The sequence below is a fragment of the Flavobacterium sp. TN-1 genome, assembly GCF_052828645.1.
In genome coordinates this window covers 624,822-648,616 of sequence record NZ_CM128253.1, presented here as the reverse complement: position 1 = coordinate 648,616, position 23,795 = coordinate 624,822, and the positions used below count along the sequence as shown (strand labels likewise).

25 protein-coding genes are annotated in these 23,795 nt (G+C 30.3%); 22 read left to right on the top strand and 3 right to left on the bottom strand.

Translation table 11 applies throughout. The features are described from left to right. The first annotated feature begins 219 nt into the window (after window positions 1-219). From ACUXZJ_RS02635 to ACUXZJ_RS02575, 13 genes are all read left to right on the top strand, one after another. Window positions 220-1,152, top strand: coding sequence for a hypothetical protein (locus tag ACUXZJ_RS02635; RefSeq protein WP_063743419.1), 933 nt, complete (start codon window positions 220-222; stop codon window positions 1,150-1,152). A 20-nt stretch (window positions 1,153-1,172) separates the two neighbouring features. Next, window positions 1,173-1,628, top strand: coding sequence for a hypothetical protein (locus ACUXZJ_RS02630; RefSeq protein WP_123884601.1), 456 nt, complete (start codon window positions 1,173-1,175; stop codon window positions 1,626-1,628). Between the two features lie 60 nt (window positions 1,629-1,688). After that, window positions 1,689-2,141: a hypothetical protein gene (locus ACUXZJ_RS02625; RefSeq protein WP_063743418.1), complete on the top strand. Its 453-nt coding sequence runs from the start codon at window positions 1,689-1,691 to the stop codon at window positions 2,139-2,141. Next, entirely contained in the window at window positions 2,108-2,512 is a 405-nt protein-coding gene (locus ACUXZJ_RS02620) for a hypothetical protein (RefSeq protein ID WP_063743417.1), read from the top strand. The genes ACUXZJ_RS02625 and ACUXZJ_RS02620 overlap by 34 nt, the downstream gene beginning before the upstream one ends. A 35-nt stretch (window positions 2,513-2,547) precedes the next feature. Next, on the top strand, window positions 2,548-3,000 hold the full coding sequence (locus tag ACUXZJ_RS02615; protein ID WP_123862011.1) for a hypothetical protein: 453 nt from the start codon (window positions 2,548-2,550) through the stop codon (window positions 2,998-3,000). Window positions 3,001-3,083: 83 nt separating this feature from the next. Next, a complete protein-coding gene (locus tag ACUXZJ_RS02610; protein ID WP_446195708.1) occupies window positions 3,084-3,398 on the top strand; it encodes a hypothetical protein in 315 nt (104 codons plus the stop codon). Between the two features lie 79 nt (window positions 3,399-3,477). After that, complete coding sequence (locus tag ACUXZJ_RS02605) at window positions 3,478-3,864, top strand: hypothetical protein (RefSeq protein ID WP_145915573.1); 387 nt, start codon at window positions 3,478-3,480, stop codon at window positions 3,862-3,864. A gap of 31 nt (window positions 3,865-3,895) precedes the next feature. Further along, the gene (locus tag ACUXZJ_RS02600) at window positions 3,896-4,111 is read left to right on the top strand and encodes a hypothetical protein (RefSeq protein ID WP_060381393.1); all 216 of its coding nucleotides are present in this window, start codon (window positions 3,896-3,898) and stop codon (window positions 4,109-4,111) included. Then, the gene (locus tag ACUXZJ_RS02595; protein ID WP_063743415.1) at window positions 4,108-4,320 is read left to right on the top strand and encodes a hypothetical protein; all 213 of its coding nucleotides are present in this window, start codon (window positions 4,108-4,110) and stop codon (window positions 4,318-4,320) included. The genes ACUXZJ_RS02600 and ACUXZJ_RS02595 overlap by 4 nt, the downstream gene beginning before the upstream one ends. A gap of 2 nt (window positions 4,321-4,322) precedes the next feature. After that, a complete protein-coding gene (locus ACUXZJ_RS02590) occupies window positions 4,323-5,870 on the top strand; it encodes a hypothetical protein (protein ID WP_063743414.1) in 1,548 nt (515 codons plus the stop codon). Then, window positions 5,867-6,514 carry a hypothetical protein gene (locus ACUXZJ_RS02585; protein WP_063743413.1) on the top strand — a complete coding sequence of 216 codons (648 nt, stop codon included), beginning with the start codon at window positions 5,867-5,869 and terminating at the stop codon, window positions 6,512-6,514. Before ACUXZJ_RS02590 ends, ACUXZJ_RS02585 begins: the two co-directional genes overlap by 4 nt. A 375-nt stretch (window positions 6,515-6,889) precedes the next feature. After that, on the top strand, window positions 6,890-7,195 hold the full coding sequence (locus ACUXZJ_RS02580; RefSeq protein WP_060381397.1) for a hypothetical protein: 306 nt from the start codon (window positions 6,890-6,892) through the stop codon (window positions 7,193-7,195). Window positions 7,196-7,673: 478 nt separating this feature from the next. Next, window positions 7,674-8,828, top strand: coding sequence for a beta-ketoacyl synthase N-terminal-like domain-containing protein (locus ACUXZJ_RS02575; protein ID WP_060381398.1), 1,155 nt, complete (start codon window positions 7,674-7,676; stop codon window positions 8,826-8,828). Here the strand turns inward: ACUXZJ_RS02575 and ACUXZJ_RS02570 are convergent. Continuing rightward, window positions 8,820-9,281 carry a regulatory protein RecX gene (locus ACUXZJ_RS02570; RefSeq protein WP_060381399.1) on the bottom strand — a complete coding sequence of 154 codons (462 nt, stop codon included), beginning with the start codon at window positions 9,279-9,281 and terminating at the stop codon, window positions 8,820-8,822. The genes ACUXZJ_RS02575 and ACUXZJ_RS02570 overlap by 9 nt on opposite strands. A gap of 484 nt (window positions 9,282-9,765) precedes the next feature. Here ACUXZJ_RS02570 and ACUXZJ_RS02565 point away from each other — a divergent pair, with 484 nt between their 5' ends. The 6 genes from ACUXZJ_RS02565 to ACUXZJ_RS02540 all read left to right on the top strand — a co-directional run bounded on the left by ACUXZJ_RS02565 (window position 9,766) and on the right by ACUXZJ_RS02540 (window position 17,958). After that, the gene (locus ACUXZJ_RS02565) at window positions 9,766-12,534 is read left to right on the top strand and encodes a TonB-dependent receptor (RefSeq protein WP_063743412.1); all 2,769 of its coding nucleotides are present in this window, start codon (window positions 9,766-9,768) and stop codon (window positions 12,532-12,534) included. Window positions 12,535-12,560: 26 nt separating this feature from the next. Further along, window positions 12,561-14,165 (top strand): hypothetical protein, encoded by a 1,605-nt coding sequence (locus ACUXZJ_RS02560; protein ID WP_063744152.1) that lies wholly within the window; start codon window positions 12,561-12,563, stop codon window positions 14,163-14,165. Window positions 14,166-14,351: 186 nt separating this feature from the next. Then, window positions 14,352-15,863, top strand: a complete 1,512-nt coding sequence (gene atpD / locus ACUXZJ_RS02555) for a F0F1 ATP synthase subunit beta (RefSeq protein WP_060381402.1) — start codon at window positions 14,352-14,354, stop codon at window positions 15,861-15,863. Between the two features lie 76 nt (window positions 15,864-15,939). Further along, window positions 15,940-16,221 carry a F0F1 ATP synthase subunit epsilon gene (locus ACUXZJ_RS02550; protein WP_060381403.1) on the top strand — a complete coding sequence of 94 codons (282 nt, stop codon included), beginning with the start codon at window positions 15,940-15,942 and terminating at the stop codon, window positions 16,219-16,221. A gap of 127 nt (window positions 16,222-16,348) precedes the next feature. Beyond that, a complete protein-coding gene (locus ACUXZJ_RS02545) occupies window positions 16,349-16,813 on the top strand; it encodes a hypothetical protein (protein WP_060381404.1) in 465 nt (154 codons plus the stop codon). 2 nt (window positions 16,814-16,815) lie between these two features. Then, complete coding sequence (locus tag ACUXZJ_RS02540; RefSeq protein ID WP_063743411.1) at window positions 16,816-17,958, top strand: aminotransferase class I/II-fold pyridoxal phosphate-dependent enzyme; 1,143 nt, start codon at window positions 16,816-16,818, stop codon at window positions 17,956-17,958. On the opposite strand, the gene ACUXZJ_RS02535 is transcribed toward ACUXZJ_RS02540, so the two are convergent. Continuing rightward, window positions 17,921-20,224, bottom strand: coding sequence for a helix-turn-helix domain-containing protein (locus ACUXZJ_RS02535; RefSeq protein ID WP_446195702.1), 2,304 nt, complete (start codon window positions 20,222-20,224; stop codon window positions 17,921-17,923). The two genes, ACUXZJ_RS02540 and ACUXZJ_RS02535, sit on opposite strands and share 38 nt — an antisense overlap. A 156-nt stretch (window positions 20,225-20,380) precedes the next feature. On the opposite strand from ACUXZJ_RS02535, the gene ACUXZJ_RS02530 reads away from it, so the two are divergent. Then, window positions 20,381-20,737, top strand: coding sequence for an arsenate reductase family protein (locus ACUXZJ_RS02530; protein WP_060381417.1), 357 nt, complete (start codon window positions 20,381-20,383; stop codon window positions 20,735-20,737). Continuing rightward, on the top strand, window positions 20,730-21,623 hold the full coding sequence (locus tag ACUXZJ_RS02525) for a DMT family transporter (RefSeq protein WP_060381418.1): 894 nt from the start codon (window positions 20,730-20,732) through the stop codon (window positions 21,621-21,623). Before ACUXZJ_RS02530 ends, ACUXZJ_RS02525 begins: the two co-directional genes overlap by 8 nt. Before the next feature lie 47 nt (window positions 21,624-21,670). On the opposite strand, the gene ACUXZJ_RS02520 is transcribed toward ACUXZJ_RS02525, so the two are convergent. Continuing rightward, on the bottom strand, window positions 21,671-22,693 hold the full coding sequence (locus ACUXZJ_RS02520; RefSeq protein WP_063743408.1) for a cytochrome-c peroxidase: 1,023 nt from the start codon (window positions 22,691-22,693) through the stop codon (window positions 21,671-21,673). Between the two features lie 230 nt (window positions 22,694-22,923). Here ACUXZJ_RS02520 and ACUXZJ_RS02515 point away from each other — a divergent pair, with 230 nt between their 5' ends. Further along, complete coding sequence (locus tag ACUXZJ_RS02515; protein WP_060381420.1) at window positions 22,924-23,784, top strand: YicC/YloC family endoribonuclease; 861 nt, start codon at window positions 22,924-22,926, stop codon at window positions 23,782-23,784. The last annotated feature ends 11 nt before the right edge of the window (window positions 23,785-23,795 follow it).

Below are 23,795 nucleotides of genomic sequence, written 5' to 3'. Positions count from 1 at the left end.
AATGTTGTACCCATTTTTTTTGATATATCAAATTATTTTATTACTCAAGAATAAAATAATTAATAAGAAAATTATTTTATTAATGTCTTTACTAATTATTCTTTATATAGTATCACTATTTTCCCTATTTTCTTTATACTCGATAGGGCAAAGTCAATCTCATATTGAAAGAGAAATTGACAAATATTAAAATTTACAGGGGACACTGTTAAAATTACTTTGAATGAAGAAGATATGTGTGGCAGATTTATTCATGTTAGAGCTTATATTGACGATCCTAAAACTGAAGGAGAAACAAAAGTTTGGAAACATAATAGGTTTAGATGGTTTGATAGAGAGGTGCTAGAAGAAGAAATGGAAGAGAGAACCACAAAAGGAATGCCTTGGAAAGTTAATCAAGCTGGAACATCTTTATGTGGTATGGCTTGTATTTTCTATTTATTCGCAAAAGAGAAACCTAATGATTATAAAAAATTTGCTTTTGAATTGTTCAGAACAGGAGAAGCAACTTTTAATAGTTATACCTCTAAGCCCAGCAAAGAAGTTACAGAAAAACAAGTCAATAAAAATGGATTTCCGTTAAATACTGGAGGTATGCCTCTTGTTGATTATGTAACAATGGCAGGAACTAGAAATACAGATAATCCTGATTATAAAGGAGGGAATGAACAATTTCAAGCTATTAATTGGCCACCCTTAATGACCAATTTAAGTGAAATGTTATTAGGTTATAAAAATGTTATAACAAAAGGGATATATAATCCTGTTGCTCCGCTTATTTATACTTCCTTTGATATTGAAGAAAAAATAAAAAATATTAATAATCAATTTAATTCAGGATATAAATTAATTTTAATGATAGATTCTGACTTAATTGATGATGTTTGGGATTTTAAATCTTTAGATTTACATTGGGTAGTTCTAGAGAGTGAAATAAAAACTATAAATATGTTAAATGAAAAAGGAAAAAATGTAGAAATGTTAGATTTCAGAGTTTATAGTTGGGGAACCAATCCAAACAATGACATTCCATTAGTCTTAGATAAAAAATCTGGTAGAATGGTAGAGAATACTGAACATCGCTACTTAAAAAATCCTATTTCAAAAACTCACTTTATGAATAATTTTAATGGATATATTAAGGTAAAATGAAAAAAATAAAATATTTTATTATGCTAATTTTAGCTGTAATAATTAGTGGCATTTTATGGTTCTTTTATCAAACTTCTACAAGTAGTAAAAGACAAAAAAAAGATATAAGCAAATGTGTAAATACCTCGGTAATTACAGATAAACCTTCGTTTTGTATAAAAAACAATACTGCCAAAAATATAAATGAATTAAAAATTGTCCTTCTGAGAGATAATAAAGTTATTGATTCAGTTACTTTAAAAACTGGTGTTAAAAATAAAAACGGATATTTTATTTTCAATATACCCTTTAATCAATTTCTTAAAACTGATATTGTTGAGGTTTTTGAGAGAGAAAAGTTGTATAAAATTTCTGGATTTGGATATAGCTCAGATGGTGGACATTGGGGAATGTTTGGCTATTTAGGAGATGCTAATTGCTGTTTTGATTATTCTAATATAAAAATTAATGGTATAACCTATAAAGGAATAGAATAATTTAAAACTGAAGGAGAAACAAAAGTTTGGAAACATAATAGGTTTAAATGGTTTGATAAAATGGTTGTTTATGAGCAAGCAGAAGCAAGAGCAAAAGAACCGTGGAGAATTGATCAAGGTGGAACCTCACTATGTGGAATGGCAAGCTTATTTTATTTATTAGCAAAAAAAGATGGGAAAGGTTACGAAAAATTAGCTAAAGAACTATTCAGAACTGGCGAATATAAGTACAATAAATATATTGTGAAACCACACGAGAATGCTATTGAAATGTACTCTGTAAATCCCTACAAAGATAAAGACCACCCTAAATTACCAGAAGTAGATTGGTTAACTTTAGCTTGTGTGAGGAGCAAAGAAAGTTCATTTTTTGGAAAATTATTGTATAAAGGTAAAAAAGGGCAAGATGCAGAGGCAATAAATTGGCCTACGCTAATGAAGCCTCTAGGAAAAACCTTTTGGGTTACACAGATGTTGAAATGGATTATTATAAAGTTAATAAATCGTATTTGAGAGACTTTTTTGGTTCTGATGAAAAATTAAGAATACTTGAGAAAGATATTGATGTAGATTTTAAAAATGGATATCAAATATGCTTACTTATTGACGGAACTATGGTAGACTATAAACCAGGAGATGATTATTCATTAGATGATTTCAGCGAATATCACTGGGTTGTATATGAAGGTGGACTAGAAATTCTTAATGGTTTAAAACCTGAGTCAGATTATGACAATGTAACAAATATAAACTTCAATGTATTTACTTGGGGAGAGTTAAGAAATGATTCTGTGAATCCAACATCAGGTTTACCAATGAGAAAAATTAGATTAACAAAAAATCAGTTTAGAAGTAATTATTATGGTTATTTAAAGTTAAAGTAATGGAATATAAAAGTATAATTAAAATGTTTTTTTTAATGGCAATAATTAATTCTTGCAAAAGTGAAAAAAGAAAATGTGATAATGCAGAATTAAATAATGAAATAATTATAAAAGATTGGGGAGAAAATAAAATCAAGAAAGAAGACATCAAATTATACAAATATGACTCATTATTTTCAAAAAAAATAGATTCTTTTAAAATAGTTAAATTTTCCACTTATAATGATAAAAAAACAATAAAAGAATATTATGGTAGCATGAGTATTATTTTAGATAAGGAAATAGTATCAAAAGGCAACTATAGACTTATTTTATTAGACTCCTTAAAATACGACATTTCTAATATAAGAATTTTAACAAAAACAGTAATGATAGGGACGAGAGAAGAAAATATGTGTTTGATTGAAAGCTACAAAATAAATAACCGTGTAAGTAAATTAGGTTCTGGAGGAGTTCAAATAATTCTAAAAAAGGATTATAAACAGTAAGAGTTCACGATTATTTTTCAAATAGTGATTTAGAAAAATTAATAGAAATTGATAAAAGTCATAAATTAGGGCATACAAACTTGATGATGATTGATGCCGATATGATTGATAACAAATCGAGTTACAACTCTCTTGTAGATATTGGAAATGATTCACACTGGGTAGTTTATGAAGGTGGCTTACAGTTTTATGATAAAAATGGAAAAGTAACATCAGTATTAGATGATATTGAGTCGTTAACTTTTAGAATTTTTACGTGGGGATATAACCCTGTGGATTACAAAAATGAAAAAGGGAAACCAATATGGGATAAGAATAGTGTTTTTCTTTTAGGTAATAACAGAATTTCAGTTAAATCTTTTAAATCCAACTATTATGGTTATATCGAGGTATATTAAATTTTATTATATATCATTTTTTTTTATTTTATTAAGTTGTGATAATTATGAAACTATAAACGATTCTTTTAATTCTATAATGATAACAAATTGGGATTCTGATGAAGATTCTTTAAAAATTGACTTTTTTAAATACAAAAAAGGAAGTAACTTCAAAATAGTTGAATCTAAAAATTCTGATTTTATTATTGAAAACAATAAATTCCTAAAAATATTATATTTAACTCCAAAATTCAAAAATGAAGGAGAAATAAATTCGGATATTGTTTTAATAATAAACGATAGTTTGAAATATAAGTTTGAAAATATACAATCAATTAGAGACACTACCCATTTATCATTTACTTTAGGAAGACGATATACTATTTTTTATAAAATCAATGCTACAGTAAATAATAAAATTATAAAAGGGGAAGATTCTTTTATTGTATTGGATTCAAAATCTTCATTAAAAATAAAGAAATAACAACACCTAAAAACAGTTAGTACTAGGAGCAATGTACATTGACAGTGAAATTTCTGGTTATGAAACAGGCGGAAATGACAATAAAGTAATACAAACGCGAAGCGGATGTAAAGTCATCATTAACGACGCACAAGGTAGCATTCACCTTGAAGTCCCAAGCGGCAACACTTGGACAATGGATAGACAAGGGAATATTAGTGTGAATGCGCCAAAAAACTTTACAAAAACGAAACCATTGGAGCCATGAAAAATACTACAGTTGCAATGGATATGATGACGATAGTAACAGGTAAGTTGACGGAAGTTATTCAAGGAGATGTGCATAGTGAGACTAAAAAAGGCAAGACCTCCGTTAGCTCAGATAAAGGAATGGATATAACAAGTACAAAAAATTTAAATAAACATTCAGGCGAAGAAGTTCAAATAAATTCAGCTAATAAATCTAAGCAATATTAATTATGAGTAGAACTAGAATTGTTGGAGGGAAAATTACAGAAATTGTTGGAGGTGAATATAACATTTATTCTGAAGGACCTATTACTTTAACTTCTTTAGAAGGAAGTGTTAATATAACGGCAAGACAAGGAATTACACACGGAAATCCAGGAACTGCTCCTACAGTTAGCAAAATAACCACCGAATGTATTGTTGAGTTTAGAACAAAACAAGACGGCAGTTATACCGGACAATTTGGTTTTGACTGGTTGCGTGAAGATGATAATGGTTTAACAACAGAAGCTAAGTACTACGATTGTTTAGAAAATGGTTATGAAGCCCCTAATGGCAGAGCTCCACATAGAGACGCAAACACTGAATACGAATCTAAAGACGAAGCCTTTAAGGCACTACAAAAAGAATACAATAAAATACCTATTGATATAATTCCTAGACCAGCAACTGCACCGTTTACAAAAGATTATTTTGTTCCTTACCTAAACCTATTCCCCAAACCGTATAGTGACGCAGCAACAGTCCCTACGGGTATGCCAAAACCTCCTTTTGAAGCAGAACTCCGCACATTAGTAGAAGTAGGTGGTACAGATGCACCAGACCAAATAAGAATAGTTTTTGACAAACGTTATTTTGAAATAAATGGCAAAGACGGAAGCGATGCAAATCCTGTATTAATCAGCGACAAAGCACTTGGAGCAAAACGTGAAGCCACTGCCGATACTATAAAAATAAAATGTATTGAGGGATTTACAACAAAACAAGAAATAAAAGTTTTTGTTTACCCTAAAGGTACACTTGCAAAACCTGTAGCTGAACAAATTTTTGCCCGTAAATTGGCTGGCGAGATTATTGTATTACCTAATAAGAATACAACAGGACAAAATGCAGTGAAAAATATTAAGGAACAAAAATTTGTGTTTGTGCAAGTAAGAACTAATTTATTAGGAGGTTTAACAAATATTAAGTTAGGAATTTTTACAGATTCGGAGAAAAAAAGTTTTCGAAATTCATTATACCAATCTTTAATTTTTCCAAAAATAGAAGATAAAGATACATCTGGAAATATATTGACATTTGATTTAACAACTGATATTGATTATAGTAGAGGTGGTAAATTTGACTTAGGAGGTAAATATAATGAGGATTATAGAAGTGGTGCCACTGATAAAGTTCCTCATTTTTTTAAAGATATGCGTACCAAATTTTTAGCATTACCGGGGAATAGCAAATACAACGATTATTTTACAGTATTTGTGATTGCTGATGATGTTTATGATAATGCAGCTGGACAAATTCAAGAAATTGGGATTAAAAATTTAGTTTTATTTAAAGGTAGAAATGATTTAACATTAAGTCACGAAGGTTTACACGGATTGGGTCTATTCCATGCGCATAAAGATGGTGTAATTACCAATCCAAATCAAAAATTTGCATACAAACATGCACATACAGATTCTCTTCATGGTACAGATAACATTATGAGCTATAATGGAGTATTAAGAAAAACAACGTGGAAATGGCAATGGGAAATTATTAAAAAAAATGCAAAATGAGAAGTATAATATTAATTACAAGTATTTTTATCTTTATATCTTGTAGGAGCCAAATAAAATCAAACACAGAAATTAATAATATGAAAAAATTTGATGTAAATCAATATATAGATTTGCCAACTGATGACATAACTGGGATGCAAATTCAAAAGAATGGAGATATGATCCAATATTTTCCGAATAATAATGGTTATATATTGAAAATAAAAAAGCAGAATAAACCATCTACCCAAACATTTGTGTATAATGATAAATTAAATCTTGTTGCTGAAGGAAATGACTTTTATAATTTCCCTATTAATTCTATTAAAGAATATGATGAAACAGGAAAACTAATTAAAGAAACTAATTTAGATTTACCTTATAAATTCTCGATAGAAGATTTAGAAAAAAAAATGAAAACTCAGTACGATGTTGATATTTATGACGTGAAACAAATTCATTCTATGAACAGGTATGAAGAAAAAAAGTATTTAAATATACCTTTATACGAAATTTGGACTAATCATAAAACTAACACGTTAAAATTCACTTGTTATATTATTAATGGGACTACAGGAGAAACCGTTTACGTTGGAGAAAGATTTATAGAAGGCAAGCAAGGAAGCTTACTTGATCAATACTTAAATTCTAAAAAAAATTAAACTACTTGCCCTAACAGCTAATATTTTAGACTGGTATGAGCCTTGGTTCGTTAATTCTTGGGGATATTTAGAAACAATTAAACATAAATTAGATAGTGACTTTCAGTATACTTCTGCACATGAACTTGGACATACTATTTTAAGAAAATATGGAGGTACATGGTTATCTTTTACCCACGATGGTTCATCCTCCATATTTCAAAATGCTAATGGAAATGAAAGCTATATAGTACAAAAAAATAATACCCAAATTAATTTAATGCATTATTTTAAAGATGACCCTAGTTTTTCAAATTGTGATTATAATTTAATTGTAGCTTCTGAACGTGATGTTTTAAGTCTTTTGTGGTTGACCAAAATTAAAATTCTATAAATATGAAACCAATCAATATCAGTTTATTCTTATTTCTAACTTTTGTCACTTTTAGCTGTAAAGACTATGCTTATATATTAGATGAAAAAGATCAGAAACCTTTAGAAAATGTAAAAGTGACAGATTTAGATGATAGCACTAATATCTCAATAACAGATAAAGAAGATAAATTCCAATTTAAAAGATGTGGAAATGTAGTAATTCAAAAAGAAGGATACGTAAAAGACACATTAGAGAAATTAGGATGTAAGCCTAATGGTAAATGCTTTGAAGGTCATATATTTTATATGAAACGTACTATGAGATAGTTATTTATTTTAGTTCTTCAAGGTTTAAATTACCATTGGGGAAGAAATAAAAATCATACAGTTGCAAAAGATGTTAAGATAAATGGAGTATCTTTTGAAGTTTATGTAAATGCTATCAATACAAAAGAAAAAGCTATAGTAACTATGGAGCTTGTTTATAATACAAATGGAGACTGGATGCGTTCGGGTTACTTCTTTCAAAAACGGTATCGTTAGCTGGGAATTTTATTTGAGATTTTCTATAATAAATTTATCTTGTAGATGATTTTTTAGGATTTCTAAAGGGAATTCAAAAAAGACAGAACTATAATAGGTCTAGATGGTTTTAAATAAAGGAATTGTAGAAATTTAAAAGAATAGAAAAACCACACTCTTGATAATTATTAAGAAAAGGTTTTATTCACAGAATACACGTTAAAATAAAAAGTTTTTTAGTGTTTTTTTAAAAACTTTGCGAACTTTGCCCAAACTTTATATTTTGAAACAAAAAATAGCCATCACTTCTGTAGCTTCTATGTCAGCTTTAGGAAATCAACCTAAACAAATTTGGAGTAACTATTTATTAGATTCTACCTGTATAACAACTCAAAAATTTAATAATAAAAAAGAATATATAGCTAAAATACCTAAAGATTGTAAAGTTGAACTAGAGGTTTTACGACAATCCGATTTAAAATATAAAGCATTAGATCAAACTGTTTTAATGGCAATTTTAACTTCTCGTAACGCTGTAAAACAAGCAGGTTGGAAAGAAGAAGATAATTTTGGAATTAATATAGGTTCATCAAGAGGAGCAACTCAACTTTTTGAATATTATCATAAAGATTTTTTAGAAACAGGTATTACTCCTACACTTACTTCTCCTACAACTACCTTGGGCAATATATCTTCTTGGGTAGCACATGATTTGAAGAATAAAGGATTGGCTATTTCACATTCTATAACCTGTTCTACAGGACTACACTCTTTATTAAATGGGGTAGCTTGGTTGCAGGCAGGAATGATGGATAAGTTTTTAGTAGGCGCTAGTGAAGCTCCTTTGACAGATTTTACGATTGCACAAATGAATGCACTAAAAATCTATGCTAAAGAAAATCAAGCGTATCCATGTCGAGCATTTGATTTACAAAAAACTAAAAATAGCATGATATTGGGAGAAGGAGCTACCTCTATTTGTTTAGATGCTAATCAAACAGTTAGTGCATTAGCTTATGTTGAAGGAGTTGGATTTGCAACAGATGAACTACAGCATAACATATCTATTTCAGAAGAGGCAATGTGTTTTCAAAAGTCAATGAAAATGGCGTTAGGTGATACTTCTTTAGATGCCGTTGATGTTATTGTTATGCACGCACCAGGAACCATTAAAGGAGATTCATCAGAATACAAAGCCATAGAAAAAATTTTTAAAAATAATAAGCCCTTACTCACAACTAATAAGTGGAAATTAGGACATACTTTTGGAACTTCGGGTTTATTAAGTATAGAAATGGCAATCTTGATGATGCAAGTTCAATATTTTATAGGAATACCTTATTTAAATATTTCCAATAGGCCTAAAACTATTAAAAAAGTATTAGTTAATGCAGTAGGATTTGGAGGAAATGCAGTAAGCGTTTTATTGTCAATCTAAAGTACATAAAGCTTCTATTTTTTCAAAAATTAAATGAGATTCATAGCCTTTTCTAAAAAGAAAATCACTTATTTTTCGTTTCTTTCTTTGAAGATCAATTGTTTTTGTATTATGCCACTCTTTTTCTGCTAACTCATTAAAATTTTGTACATATTTATCTTCTTCTATCTCTCTAAGAGCCGTTTTAATAATATAGCTAGATACTCCATGTAATTTTAACTCATTACTAATACGTATTTTCCCCCATTTTTTATAGTTATGTTTTCCCCTAGCAAATGCGCATGCAAAACGTTCCTCATTTAAATAATTATGATGAATTAGATAGACAATATATTCATCTATTAATTCATCCTCTATTTTTAGAGATTTTAATTTGATTCTAACTTCCTTATGAGATCTTTCTTGATAAGAACAGTAAAACTCTAGTTTTTTTAGTACAGTAGGATAAAGCATTTTATTTTAAAAAGAATTTACTCAAAATTTTAAAGTGTAAAAATAACAATCTTAAACTAGGTTATGTAATAGACTTTGTGATGAAGATGAAAAAGATGCAAAATTTTTTCCTACAGATGTAGTTTCGTTAAATTGAAAATGAAAAATGAAGTGCTTTTTTAGATTCAAAACATTTTTATTGGTAATAATTCCTATCCCATAATTGGAGCTAAAGATAGTTCAAAAATAAAAAGTAAGACTATTTTTTTCAACAAGTATCAAGAATGTAAAAAAGAAATCCAGCAACTTAAAGTTTTGAAGTGAAATATTTAATTTTTATACATTCTTTGTGAAACTTAAAAAAGGCTACAAATTTAAAGTTTTTTTGATTTCATAATGTTTATAATAGTTAATAAAAAAATTATACTTTTTTGTTGTTTTGTTTAATTTTTCAAAAAAAAATATTGTAATTTGCTGACTATAAACCAATCAAAACCTTCAACGAATGAAAGTCTATTTTTCTATTTTAACATTGTTTTTTAGCGTGCTCACTTTTGCGCAAAATACAATAACAGGAGGTGTGACTGATGATAAAAATCAGCCAATACCAGGTGCAAATGTAAAGATCGTAGGATCAGCATCGGGAACATCATCTGGATTTGATGGCAATTTTACATTAAAAACAAATGCTCCGTTTCCCTTTTCTTTAGAAGTCTCTATGATGGGGTATTCTAGTCAAGTCTTAACTATTAATTCAAAAGAACAAAAAATAAAATTTGTTCTAGTTGAACAATCGACCTCTTTAAATGAAATAGTCGTTTCAGCGTCACGTGCTCCAGAGAGAATTTTAGAATCCCCAGTAACTATTGAACGAATGGGGTTAAAAGAAGTGAAAAATACAGCCGCCGCTTCTTTTTATGAAGGATTAGAGAATTTAAAAGATGTTCATTTTAATACTTCTAGTTTTAATTTTAAATCCGTTAATACACGTGGTTTTGCTACTATCGGAAATACCCGTTTTATGCAGTTAGTAGATGGTATGGATAACGCATCACCAGCACTGAATTTTGCAGTAGGTAACCTTCTTGGTATTTCTGATTTAGATGTGGCAAGTGTAGAGGTTTTGCCAGGAGCTTCGTCAGCACTCTATGGAGCAAACGCATTTAACGGGATTATGTTTATGAATAGTCGTAGTCCTTTTACTAAAGAAGGTCTTTCTACTTATTTTAAATATGGTCAAACAACACAAGATGTAGCAGGTACAAATAATTATTTTGATTTAGGTATCAGAGCCGCTAAAAAGTTTACAGATCACTTTGCCGCTAAAGTCAACTTTTCTTATATGAAAGCAACAGAGTGGATGGCAGATGATAGACGTAGTTTGACACCAGGAGGAATAGGGCATGAAAAAAATAGAAATTATGACGGATTAAATACTTATGGAGACGAAGTGAGTACATTTATTCCTAATGTCGGACAAGTAAGCCGTACAGGATATGCAGAGAGAGAATTATCAGATGGTAAAATTAACAGTGCTAAATTTGATGCGTCAATTCATTTAAGACCTTGGGTAAATACAGATTCTGAATTTGCTAAAAATATTGAATTAATAGCACAATATAAGGTAGGAATCGGAAATACGCTATATCAAGGAGCAAATCGTTATGCTCTAAAAAATTTCTTTATGGATCAAATTAAATTTGAAGTAAAAGGAGATAACTTCTTCATTCGTGTTTATAGATCAGGAGAAAATGCAGGTGATTCATACAATTTGGGTTTTGCAGCTTGGAATGTAAATAGAGAAGCAAAATCAGATAAAGCTTGGTTTACAGATTATGGAACTGCCTATGTGTTGTCAAGTACATTATTAGGTCTGCCAGCAGATCAAGCGGATAAAAGAGCTCGTGCTTTTGCAGATAATAATACCCCTTTTGAAATTCCACTTATTCCAAACGGAAATCCTCGTTTAATACCAGGAACAGCAGATTTTAATCAAGCCTTAACAAAAGTATTGTCAAATGCAGACTTAAGTAAGGGAGCTAAATTAGTAGATCGTTCCAGAATACATCATGGAGATTTGAACTATAATTTAAAAGATTTAATCAAATTCGCAGAAATTCAAATAGGAGGTTCTCTTCGTAGATATACGATGGAATCAGAGGGGTCTATTTTTACAGATAAACAAGGAAAACCTATTACATACGATGAATATGGGGTGTATACACAAATTCAAAAAAAAGCTGTTGACGAACGTGTAAAGCTTACAGCATCTATACGTTATGATAAGTCGCAAAACTTTAATGGAAATATTTCTCCTAGATTGTCCGTATCCTATGCTGGAGGAAAAGAAAAACAACATAATTTTAGAGTTTCCTACCAAACAGGCTTCCGAAATCCAACAACACAAGATCAATATATAGGATTAAATATAGGTCCCTTGGCCTTAATCGGTTCAGCTCCAGATAACTTAGATAAATATTCGGAAACTATTAAATTAAACTCAAACGGTAGTTTGGTTACTATAACAGGACGTGACGCTTATACTAGATCATTTACTGCAGCTTCTGTAGGAGCTTTTAAACAATCATTAAATCCAGCAGATTTAAAGGTGGCAGATGTCTCCCTTGTAAAACCTGAAAGAGTACAAGCATTTGAAGTAGGATATCGTTCAATCTTTAAAGAGATTTCTTTTGATTTGAATGCGTACTATAACATTTACAATGATTTTATTAGCAACTCAAATGTAGTAACACCTTTATATGGTGATGCAAAAACGAACTTGCCAGTTGCAATATCAGCTTTGCAAAATGGAGATATTAGACCATTTCAAGTTTATACAAATTCTAAAAAACAAGTAACATCCTTAGGAGTAGGCGTAGGAGCCAGTCGTAAAATAGGTAAATTCAATTTGAGTGCAAGTTATAATTATTCTGATTTTAGATACGATGATAGTTTAGATCCTGATTTTGAAGCTGGATTTAATACGCCTAAACATCGTGTAAAAGCTTCTTTTGGAGGAGAAAACATATTGAAAAGTTTAGGCTTTAACGTAAACGCACGTTATAATTCTAAATATTTATGGGAATCAACAATGATAGATGCGTATGTTCCTGAAAATTACGTATACGATGCTCAAATTAATACAACTATTCCTGTTTTGAAATCGGTTATAAAAGTTGGAGGTACTAACTTGTTTGGTAAAGACTATATTCAAGTACCTGGAGCAGGTATGATAGGAAAACAATATTATATATCATGGACAATCAATCCATAACAATGTTTAATGAAAAACGAAAAATTATGATTAAAAAGATACAATGGGTTTTGTTTGTGTCGTATGCCTTAGTAGCATGTGAAACGAATTTAGAAGATGAAATAATAAAAGAAGTACCCGTAACAGCAGGAGAAGCTAATTTCTCAAAGTATGTAGCTATTGGAGATTCTTATGGGGCTGGCTTTAGTGATGGGTCACTGTTTATTGCTGGTCAATTAAACTCCTATCCAGAACAAATGGCAAGACAATTTGCAGCAGCTGGAGGAGGTTCTTTTAAATCACCATTAATGGCTGATAATACAGGAGGCTTGCTTTTTGGAGGAGCTCCTTTTCCTATTGATCCAACACAGTTTCCGCCTCGTTTAGTGTTTAGAGGGTTTTTGGGAAATGACACAAGCAAGCCTGTTATAAATTTAGTTTCAAGTCAAGGAACTCAAACAACAGAAGCTACTACTGTAATTTCAGGACCATTTAATAATATATCCGTACCAGGAGCTAAATCCTATCATATAGGTTTTGCGGGGTATGGTAGCGCACAAGGAAATCCTTATTTTAGACGTTTTGCTTCTTCTCCAGTAGCCACTATGTTGGCAGATGCCTTGTCTCAACAGCCTACATTCTTTTCGTTATGGATAGGAGGAAACGATGTGCTAACGTATGCTACTTCTGGAGGAATTGGGGTGGATCAAACAGGAAATCTTAATCCAGCAACCTATACGGGTAATGATATTACAGATCCAGCAGTTTTTGCAAATGTATTTAATAATGCTATTGATCTCTTAACGGCAAACGGAAGAAAAGGAGTGGTTGCTAATTTGCCAGATGTAAATACATTGCCTTTTTTTACAACCCTAGCGTATAACCCTATTCCTGCTTTACCTAAAGATAAAGCAACATCTTTAAATCAATTGTTTGGAGTTGTAAATCAGGTTACAAAAACCTTAAATTTACCTAATAGATTTGAAGTGATTTCTGAAGACGATAATAATCCTAATACAATTGAAAAGACAAATCCTTTGTTAATTGTTGATGAAACTTTAGTTGATTTATCAGGTCCCATAAGAGATAATTTAGCTCCTGTTTTAGGTTTACAAACAGCAACCTTTCTTGGGAATCTTTATGGTAGAGCACGTCATGCAAAAAACAATATAGCAGGAAGAGATTATATTTTGTTATCTACAAGTAGTATAATTGCTCCTCCAAATAATGTAGAACCAAATGTTCCGAGTGATTTTGCAATTAGGGGGATTTCGTATCCTTTGCAAGATGCTTCTGTCTTAACAATTGATGAAGCATCTAAAATAGCTAGAGCTACCGCTGCTTATAATCAAGTGATAGAAAATACGGCAAAAACTAAAAACTTAGCGTTTTTTGATGCAAGAAATGTTATGGATCAATTGGTAAGAGGAAATGTGCAGTTTGGTAATTATAGTTTAACTGCCAGTTTTATAACAGGAGGTGCTTTCTCACTAGATGGTGTACATCCAAGTCCTAGAGGATATGCGTTTATTGCTAATAAAATGATAGAAGCAATAAATTTACAATATAAATCTACAATACGAATGATAGATTTAGGAAAGAAGCCGGCATTGTTTCCAGTAGCGATTCCAGTGGGTAATTATGTAAATTAATTTGTAAAAAAACAAATTTAAACCTCCTAAATTTTTAGGAGGTTTTTTGTACTATAAAAGGTATAATTTATATTTTAAAAAAAACAAAATTTTTATATTGGATTTCACAATATTAAAATTATCTTTGCAATCTGAAAAAACACAGCGTTTTTTATAACTAAATAGCTATTTAATAAATACATAAGTATGTCTAAGGTAATAGGAAAAGTTGCGCAAATCATTGGTCCCGTAGTAGACGTGGTTTTCAATGCTGCAGAAGTTGAACTTCCGAAAATTTACGATTCATTAGAAATCACTAACCAAGATGGTACTAAGTTAGTACTTGAAGTACAATCACACATTGGAGAAAATACAGTGCGTACTATCTCTATGGACTCTACTGACGGTTTAAGCCGTGGTGTTGATGTTGTAGCTACAGGTGCTCCTATTCAAATGCCTATCGGTGGTGATATTTACGGTCGTTTGTTCAACGTTGTAGGTGACGCTATTGATGGTTTAGGTGATTTACCAAAAGAGGGTGCTAACGGATTACCAATCCACAGACAAGCTCCTAGATTCGAAGATTTATCAACTTCTTCTGAAGTTTTATTCACAGGTATCAAAGTAATTGATTTGATTGAGCCTTACGCAAAAGGAGGGAAAATTGGATTATTTGGTGGTGCTGGTGTAGGTAAAACCGTATTAATCCAGGAGTTGATTAACAATATCGCTAAAGGTCACGGTGGTCTTTCTGTATTCGCAGGAGTAGGTGAAAGAACACGTGAAGGAAATGACTTATTACGTGAGATGTTAGAGTCAGGTATTATCAAATATGGTGATGATTTCATGCACTCTATGGAAAATGGAGGATGGGATCTAACTAAAGTTGATAAGACAGGAATGAGAGATTCTAAAGCAACTTTCGTATTCGGTCAGATGAATGAACCACCTGGAGCACGTGCACGTGTGGCATTGTCAGGTTTATCTATTGCTGAGTATTTCCGTGATGGAGCTGGTTCAGATCAAGGAAAAGATGTACTTTTCTTCGTAGATAACATTTTCCGTTTTACACAAGCAGGATCTGAAGTATCAGCGTTATTAGGGCGTATGCCATCTGCGGTAGGTTATCAGCCTACATTAGCAACAGAAATGGGTGCAATGCAAGAGCGTATTACATCAACTAAAAAAGGATCAATTACATCTGTACAAGCGGTATATGTACCTGCGGATGACTTAACTGACCCAGCGCCAGCTACAACTTTCGCACACTTAGATGCTACTACAGTATTGTCTCGTAAAATTGCTGAGTTAGGTATTTATCCAGCGGTAGATCCATTAGATTCTACTTCTCGTATCTTAACTCCAGAAATCTTAGGAGCGGATCATTATAACTGTGCTCAAAGAGTAAAAGAAATTCTACAAAAATATAAACAATTACAAGATATTATTGCTATCTTAGGTATGGAAGAACTATCTGAAGAAGATAAATTAGCTGTATCAAGAGCGCGTCGTGTGCAACGTTTCTTATCGCAACCGTTCCACGTAGCAGAGCAATTTACAGGTATTCCTGGTGTTTTAGTAGATATTAAAGATACAATTAAAGGATTTAACATGATTATTGATGGTGAGTTAGATCACTTGCCAGAAGCTGCTTTCAACTTAAAAGGCACCATCGAAGATGTGATTGAAGCAGGTCAAAAAATGTTAGCTGAAGCATAATCACGTATTTTAAATGCTGAATGTTGAATTATAAATTAATTTAAAATTCAAAATTTAAAATTCAAAATTTAAAAAGATGATTGTAGAAATAGTATCACCAGAAGCTACATTATTCAAAGGAGAAGTTACATCAGTAGCAGTTCCTGGAATTAATGGCGAGTTCCAAATGTTAAATAATCACGCTCCCATAGTGTCATTATTAGCAAAAGGTAATGTGAAAATTGTAGGTTCAAATATTAAAATTGCTAAAGAATTTCAAGATAAATTTAGTAAAATTAATGAACAAACATTTTGGTTGCCTATCAATTCAGGGACTATTGAAATGAATGATAATAAAATTATTGTTTTAGCTGACTAAAACGATAATAAAAATAGAAAGAAGCCAAGCATCACTGTTTGGCTTTTTTTTGTTATTTTAGTTTTTTATAATGATTTAAGCTCGTTATAATTTAGATCCGTTTATTTTGTAAATAATTTTTTTATTGATGAAAAAAATATACTTTCTTTTTACTTTTTTATTCTTAATGATAAATAGTATAATTGCCCAATCTGCTTGTGTATTGCAGCTAACAAATGTTAAAACAGGTAAGAAAATTAATATCTGTACAAAAATAGATCCTGATAAAGTAGAAGCTATTTTAGGTAAAGCGATTACTTTAGATAAAGAAATTCAAGAAAAAAATGAGCCTCCTGTTTTTAATTTCACATACGATGGATTGACGATGATTATGCAAGATAATCAGTTTAAAAATGTTACAATTACCAATAAAAAATGGAAAATTAATAATATTACTATCGGAACTTTGTTTGAAGAAATAGAGGCAAAGCATGAGCAGATAAAAAAAATTTATTTTGCAGATTATAAGTTTAAAATAAAAGATAGTAATGGGTTTCTTTTTATAGATGTTGATAATCTTAAAAATGTGAAGCGTTTAGGAGTTGAATTTTAGTTATGGTTAAATTTCCTAATAAGTTGGGACATAAGCTCACCCATCGTAAAGAAATTAATGCTTTTAGAACACTTAATGCTCAGTCGTCTTTAATTGATTTTTCTTCAAATGATTATTTAGGTTTTTCAAAATCAGAAATCCTTTTTGATAAAGCACATGAGTTACTACTCGAAAAAAAAATTAAAATAAATGGTGCAACAGGATCCCGTTTGTTAACAGGAAATCATTTACTTTATACAGAAACAGAAAACCTTATTGCTCAATTTCATAATGCAGAATCCGCTCTAATATTTAATTCGGGTTATGATGCTAATGTTGGTTTTTTTGAAAGTGTTCCGCAAAGGGGAGATGTAATTTTATATGATGAATTATGTCATGCTTCTATTCGAGATGGAATTAGATTAAGTAACGCTAAATCCTATAAATTTCAACACAATGATCTAGAAGAATTAGAACGATTCATTCAAAAAAATCAAATAGAAACAGCAGATATTTATATTGTTATAGAGTCTGTTTATTCTATGGATGGTGATTCGCCTAATTTAGAAGAATTGACTACTTTGATTGAAAAATATAATTGTTTTTTAGTAGTAGATGAAGCACATGCTTTGGGGGTTTTTGGAGATCGTGGTGAGGGATTAATTCAATTATTAGGAGTGGAAGATAAGATCTTTGCTCGTATTATAACTTTTGGAAAAGGATTAGGATGCCATGGTGCAGCTGTTTTAGGCTCTCAAAAGTTAAAAGATTATATGATTAACTTTACTAGAAGCTTTATCTACACCACAGGACTTACACCACATACTCTGTCTACTATTTATACAGCATATAAAATGTTAACCGATCATTCAGAAGATCTAGGGAATTTAAAAGCAAATATCATTTGCTTTAATCAGCAAAAACAAATGTTAGGAATAAAACCTTTATTCGTTTATAGTAAATCAGCTATACAGTGTGCTATAGTACAAGGAAATGATAGAGTGAAATGGTTAGCTACTCAATTACAACAAGTAGGGTTTGATGTAAAACCTATTTTATCTCCCACGGTGCCTGAAGGACAAGAACGTTTGCGTTTTTGTTTACATTCCTATAATACCTCTGAAGAAATTATGACGTTGTTAAATTATTTTTATTCTTTTTTATAGCTGCTATATATAATCTTAATTCATCCCATGTAAATTGTTCTCCAAATTGTTCTTTTAATAAACCTAAACTTTCATCTTGGTATCCTTCAAAAGCAATTTCGAGTTCTTTTATTTTTTCCAATGGAAGTAAATCAGATAATTGAACTTGCCCTTCTAAAATTAATTTAGAAAAATGGTTATAAATGGTTTGATTCGTAAGTTTTCGCTCTTTGGCAATTTCGTGAATAGATTTAGTCTGTTTCCATAAATTAAGTGTTATTTCTATTGTGTTTTGTTTTATTTCATTGTTGTCTTTCTTTTTAGTTTTAGAACTGCTAGAAAGATTAGGAGTATATTCTTGATCAATAAGACCTGTAATTTGTTTGAATTGTTCTGAAAGTTGTGCCACTTTATTGATTTTGTAATACAATATATCATCTGATTGCATACTTTTTTTAGAAAGAGGAATCCCTTCTTGTGTATTTTTAAGTAGTAAGCGCATTTTTTTTAACCTTAAAATGGTTTTTAAGAGTGCTTCTTCTAAAAGTAATAATTCGTCTATAAATGTTTTTATCTTTTTTAGTTGTTTTATTTCTACTATTTTTAATAACAATTCACTATACTGTATATCATATTTATTTAAAAAATATAGATACCCTGCTTCACTCCGTTCGTTTAAATAAGCAATATCTACGGTTGGTTGATTTCCTATTTTTTGTAATTGAGAAATAAATTTTTTAGAAGTTTCAGTTAGTTCTGATAAATCTTTTAGTACTTTTTCTGCCCAAGATTTGTATTTTAATTTAGGAGAATTAGGTAATTCTTCTTTGAATGAAAATAAAAAATTACGCCATAATTGTGTTATATCATGACAATTAAAAGCTTTTATAACTTCTGTAAGTAAATAATTTTTAGTTTCTAAATTTAATGTATTGGATAAAATAGCCATATTAGCCTTATGTTGAGCGTAATTAATTACGGCTTGATCGGAAGGAATTCCATGTAATTCAATAGGTCTTAGAAGTGTTAATCCCTCTAAACTTTCTAATCTAGAAAGAGCTACATAAGCTTGACCTGGAGCAAATACAGATGATACATCTAATACTGTTTTTTTAAAAGTTAATCCTTGACTTTTATGTACCGTAATGGCCCAAGCTAATTTTAATGGATATTGGCTAAAAGTTCCTTCTGTTTTTTCTTCAACTTCTTGTGTATTACTGTTTAATTCGTATCGAATATTCTCCCAAGTGTATAAATCAACTTCTATGGTTTTATTTTCTTCAGGAAATGTTATCAAAATTTCTTCTTTTGAAAGAGATTTGACGATTCCTATTTTTCCATTATAATAACGTTTCTCGATTGAAACATCATTTTTTATAAACATTACTTGAGCTCCTACTTTTAACTCTAAAATAGAATCTAAAGGATACATTTTTTCGGGAAAGTCGCCTATAATTTGGGGTTTGTAAAAAATACTATCTGATCTCAAAGCCTCCAAAGCCTCTTTGTTTATACGGTCTGCTTTGAGATTATGCGTTGTAATTACTATAGTACCTTTATCCTTTTTTATATCAAAATTGGGTTGGACATACTTGTTTAATATCAATAGATCTTGTGGAGTAATGGTATTATTTCTTAAATTATTGAGTATATCAATAAATAAATGATCTGTTTGTCTATAAATTTTATCTAATTCTAAATATAAAGGAGGTTCATCTTGCAAAACTTTTGAATAAAAGAAATACGAACCTTGATAATACTTTTGTAAAAAATGCCATTCTTCTTGTTTTATTACGGGAGGTAACTGCCATAAATCACCAATAAAGAGCAATTGTACACCACCAAATGCTTGACCAGATCTGCGCACCTTTTGTAATATAAAATTCATTGCGTCTAATACGTCAGGACGTAGCATAGAAACTTCATCTACAATTAATAATTCAAGACTGCGAAGTACTTGTTTTTTAGAAGCACTCATCTTAAATAATTTATCTAAACTTGTTTTGTTTTCTAAACGGATAGATTCATTTTGTAAATGACCAGAAACATAATCAGGAATAAATCCCGAAAAAGGAAGCTGAAATAGGGAATGAATGGTAACTCCTCCTGCATTAAGAGCAGCAATTCCAGTAGGAGCAACTATTGCAGTGTTTTTATGAGAGGTAGCAATAATTTCCTTTAGTAGAGTAGTTTTTCCAGTACCTGCTTTTCCTGTTAAAAAAACACTCCTATGAGTTTGATTTACAAATTGCAAGGCAAAAAGAGCAATATTCGATATATTTTCCACGTGGCATATAATTTTGATAATCAAATTTATAAAATAATTCTTTTGAGAAGTTTTAAAAAAACAAGTTTCTAGAAAAGATTATTCTACAGATGATATTTTTAAAAAGTATAAGACGACTTTAAAATTTACTTTCTTAATTTTGCAAAAAAGATTTTTATGAGAAAAATATATTATCTTAAAACCTGTAGTACGTGTCAACGTATCCTTAAATCATTGCCACAATTAGATACTTTTATTTTACAAGATATAAAAACAGAACCGTTAACAGTTCAACAAGTTGATGAAATGAAGGGATTAGCAGGTAATTATGAAATTTTATTTAGTAAAAGAGCTACTTTATATAAAGAAATGGGATTAAAAAATGAAGTTTTAACAGAAACAGATTATAAAAGATACATTCTAGAACACTATACTTTTTTATCGCGTCCTGTGATTTTAGTTGATGGCAGAATATTTATAGGAAATAACGTTAAAGTAGTAACCGAGGTTGTAAACTTTTTAAACAATGAATAAAAGAACTTGGGCGTTAGTTGCTGCTTGGTGTGTAGCTATCATTTATGGTGTGACTTTTACTATTGCTAAAGATGTAATGCCGAAATATATTGACGCTTTTGGTTTTATCTTTTTACGTGTTGGGGGAGCAATGTTATTGTTTTGGTTAACAACGTTATTTGTAAAGACAGAAAAAATTGACAAAAAAGACTTCCCAAGAATTATAGCAGCCTCTTTTTTTGGAGTAGCTTTTAATATGTTGACCTTTTTTAAAGGATTGAGTTATACATCACCTATCATGGGAGCTGTTTTAATGGTGACTACCCCTATAATTGTATTAATTCTTTCAGCAATTATTATGAAAGAACGAATGAAAAATCAAAAAATATTGGGAATTCTTTTAGGTTTGGCAGGTACTATAACGCTTATATTATATGGAAAATCTTTAAAAAACGCCTCTAATGCTACTTTAGGGAATTTTTTAGTATTTGTTAATGCTATTTCTTATGGTTTTTATCTCATTATTGTTAAAAAATTAATGGACAAGTATAATGCCTTTTCCTTTGTGAAATGGATTTATTTATTTGGTTTTTTGATGGTTATACCGTTTGGATGGGGTGAATTTCAAGCTGTAGAATGGTCGAATGTTCCGACTATTGCATTTTTAAAAATAGGTTTTGTAGTCGTGTTTTCAACTTTTTTAACCTATCTTTTAAATTTACTGTCAATGCGCGAGTTAAAACCAACTACTGTGGCTGTTTTTATTTACTTACAACCGTTTTTTGCTTCAATTTTTGCTGTTGGATTAGGAAAAGATGAATTGAATTGGATAAAAGTAGGATCCGCTATTTTGATTTTTTTGGGAGTATACCTTGTAACACATAAAAAAAAGTTGTCAGAAAACTAAAATAATGCTTTTTTAGAAAAAAGTAAATTTTCTGACAACTTGATTATTTATGATTTTTTGTATTTTGATTCTACGTCTGCTGTAAGCGTTTTTAAAAAAGCTTCAATATTATTAACATCTTTTTCTGGTAAATCTTTATTTAATTGTGCTTTACCCATGATCTTGATAGCTTCAGATAATGAGGCAACTGAGCCATCATGAAAGTAAGGAAAAGTTTTTTCAGCATTTCTTAAACTAGGTACTTTAAACATGAATTCATCTCCTTTTTTCTGAGTTCTTTCAAAAACTCCCTTGTCAACCTTCTTGCTATGAGTTAGGTTTGTATAGCTTCCATAAATCCCAAATTTTTGTATCATTTGTCCGCCTAAAGCAACTCCGCTATGACACATTACACAGTTATTATCTATAAAAGATTTTAAACCTTCTTTTTCATTATCAGATAACGCATTTTCATCTCCATCTAAATATGAATCAAACCTACTTTTTGGATGTAATTTTCTTTCAAAAGAGCCAATTGCATTGGTAATATTTGAAAAAGTAATAGGCTCTTTTTCATTTGGATAAACGTTCTTAAATAAAGTTACATATTCAGGATTTTTACGTAATTTTTCTTCTAAAAAGGCTTTGCTAGGAAGGCTATGTTCTACAGGATTCAACAAAGGACCACCCGCTTGCTCTTCCACGTCCTTAGCCCTTCCGTCCCAAAATTGCATCGAATGTAATGAAGCATAAATAGAAGAAGGAGAATTTCTACCACCCAATTTTTTAGTATCACCCAAAGATAACGCTTTATTATCAACTCCATAATTTTCTAAATTATGACAAGAATTACAACTAATAGTTCCATTTTTAGAAAGAGAAGAATCAAAATACAACCTTTTTCCTAAATCAACTTTTTCCTCAGAAATATTTTCTTCTGCTACTGTAGAAATAGATTTGAAATAGTTAGAAGATTTGATTAATAACTCACTCTTATTACGACCATCTTCAGCTGGTTTGGAAAAATTTTCTTGATTTTCCTTTTTACAGGCTACCAAAATTAGAGGAATTAAAAATACTGTTTTTCTCATAAAATGTTTTTTAAAGTTTATAGTAAGAATCGTTTATTTTTATAAGACCTTTTAATTATAAATTAAATAGTGATATAATACCCAACTTATTGATCTTATTCTACACTAAATTAGGTTGTTTATCTGTCTAAAAAAATGATTTTTATCACTTAAAAATTAAGCCTGAAAACTATACTAGGAAACCATAACTACGACTAAAAATAGTTATCTTTGGCATCAAATAAAAAAGAATGATACTATCAATGACAGGTTTTGGAAAGGCAACATTACAATTGCCTACCAAAAAAATTACCGTTGAAATAAAATCCTTAAATAGTAAAGGTTTAGACCTAAATGTTCGTATGTCTTCTATTTATCGTGAAATGGAACTAGGCTTACGTAATCAAATTTCTCAAAGTTTAGAAAGAGGTAAAGTTGATTTTTCATTATACTTAGAAACAACAGGAGAAGAAACCACTTCCAAAATAAATATTCCCATCATAAAGGCTTACATTGCACAAATGAAGGAAATACTTGTTGATGCTGATCCTACTGAATTAATGAAAATGGCTGTACGTATGCCAGATGCTTTAAAAACAGAAAGGGAAGAAATAGATGAAACAGAATGGGCTGAAATTCAAAAAACAGTAAACGAAGCATTGATAAATATTAATCAATTTAGAAAAGATGAAGGACTCGCTCTTGAAAATGAATTCAAAACGAGAATAGGAAATATTCGTCAACTAATGGATAGTGCTGTAGCTTATGATGCAGAACGTATAGAGACTGTAAAGACGAGATTACGTACTGCTTTGGATGAACTTCAGGTAAGCACAGATGAAAATCGTTTTGAGCAAGAATTGATATTTTATTTAGAAAAATATGATATAACAGAAGAAAAAGTACGTTTAGGAAATCATTTAAATTATTTTTTAGAAACGCTGAACGGAACCGAGGCTAATGGTCGTAAGTTAGGATTTATTACTCAAGAAATGGGACGTGAAATTAATACTATGGGCTCAAAATCTAATCATTCTGAAATGCAGAAATTGGTTGTGATGATGAAAGATGAATTGGAGAAAATAAAAGAACAAGTATTGAATGTTTTATAAAATTAATAATT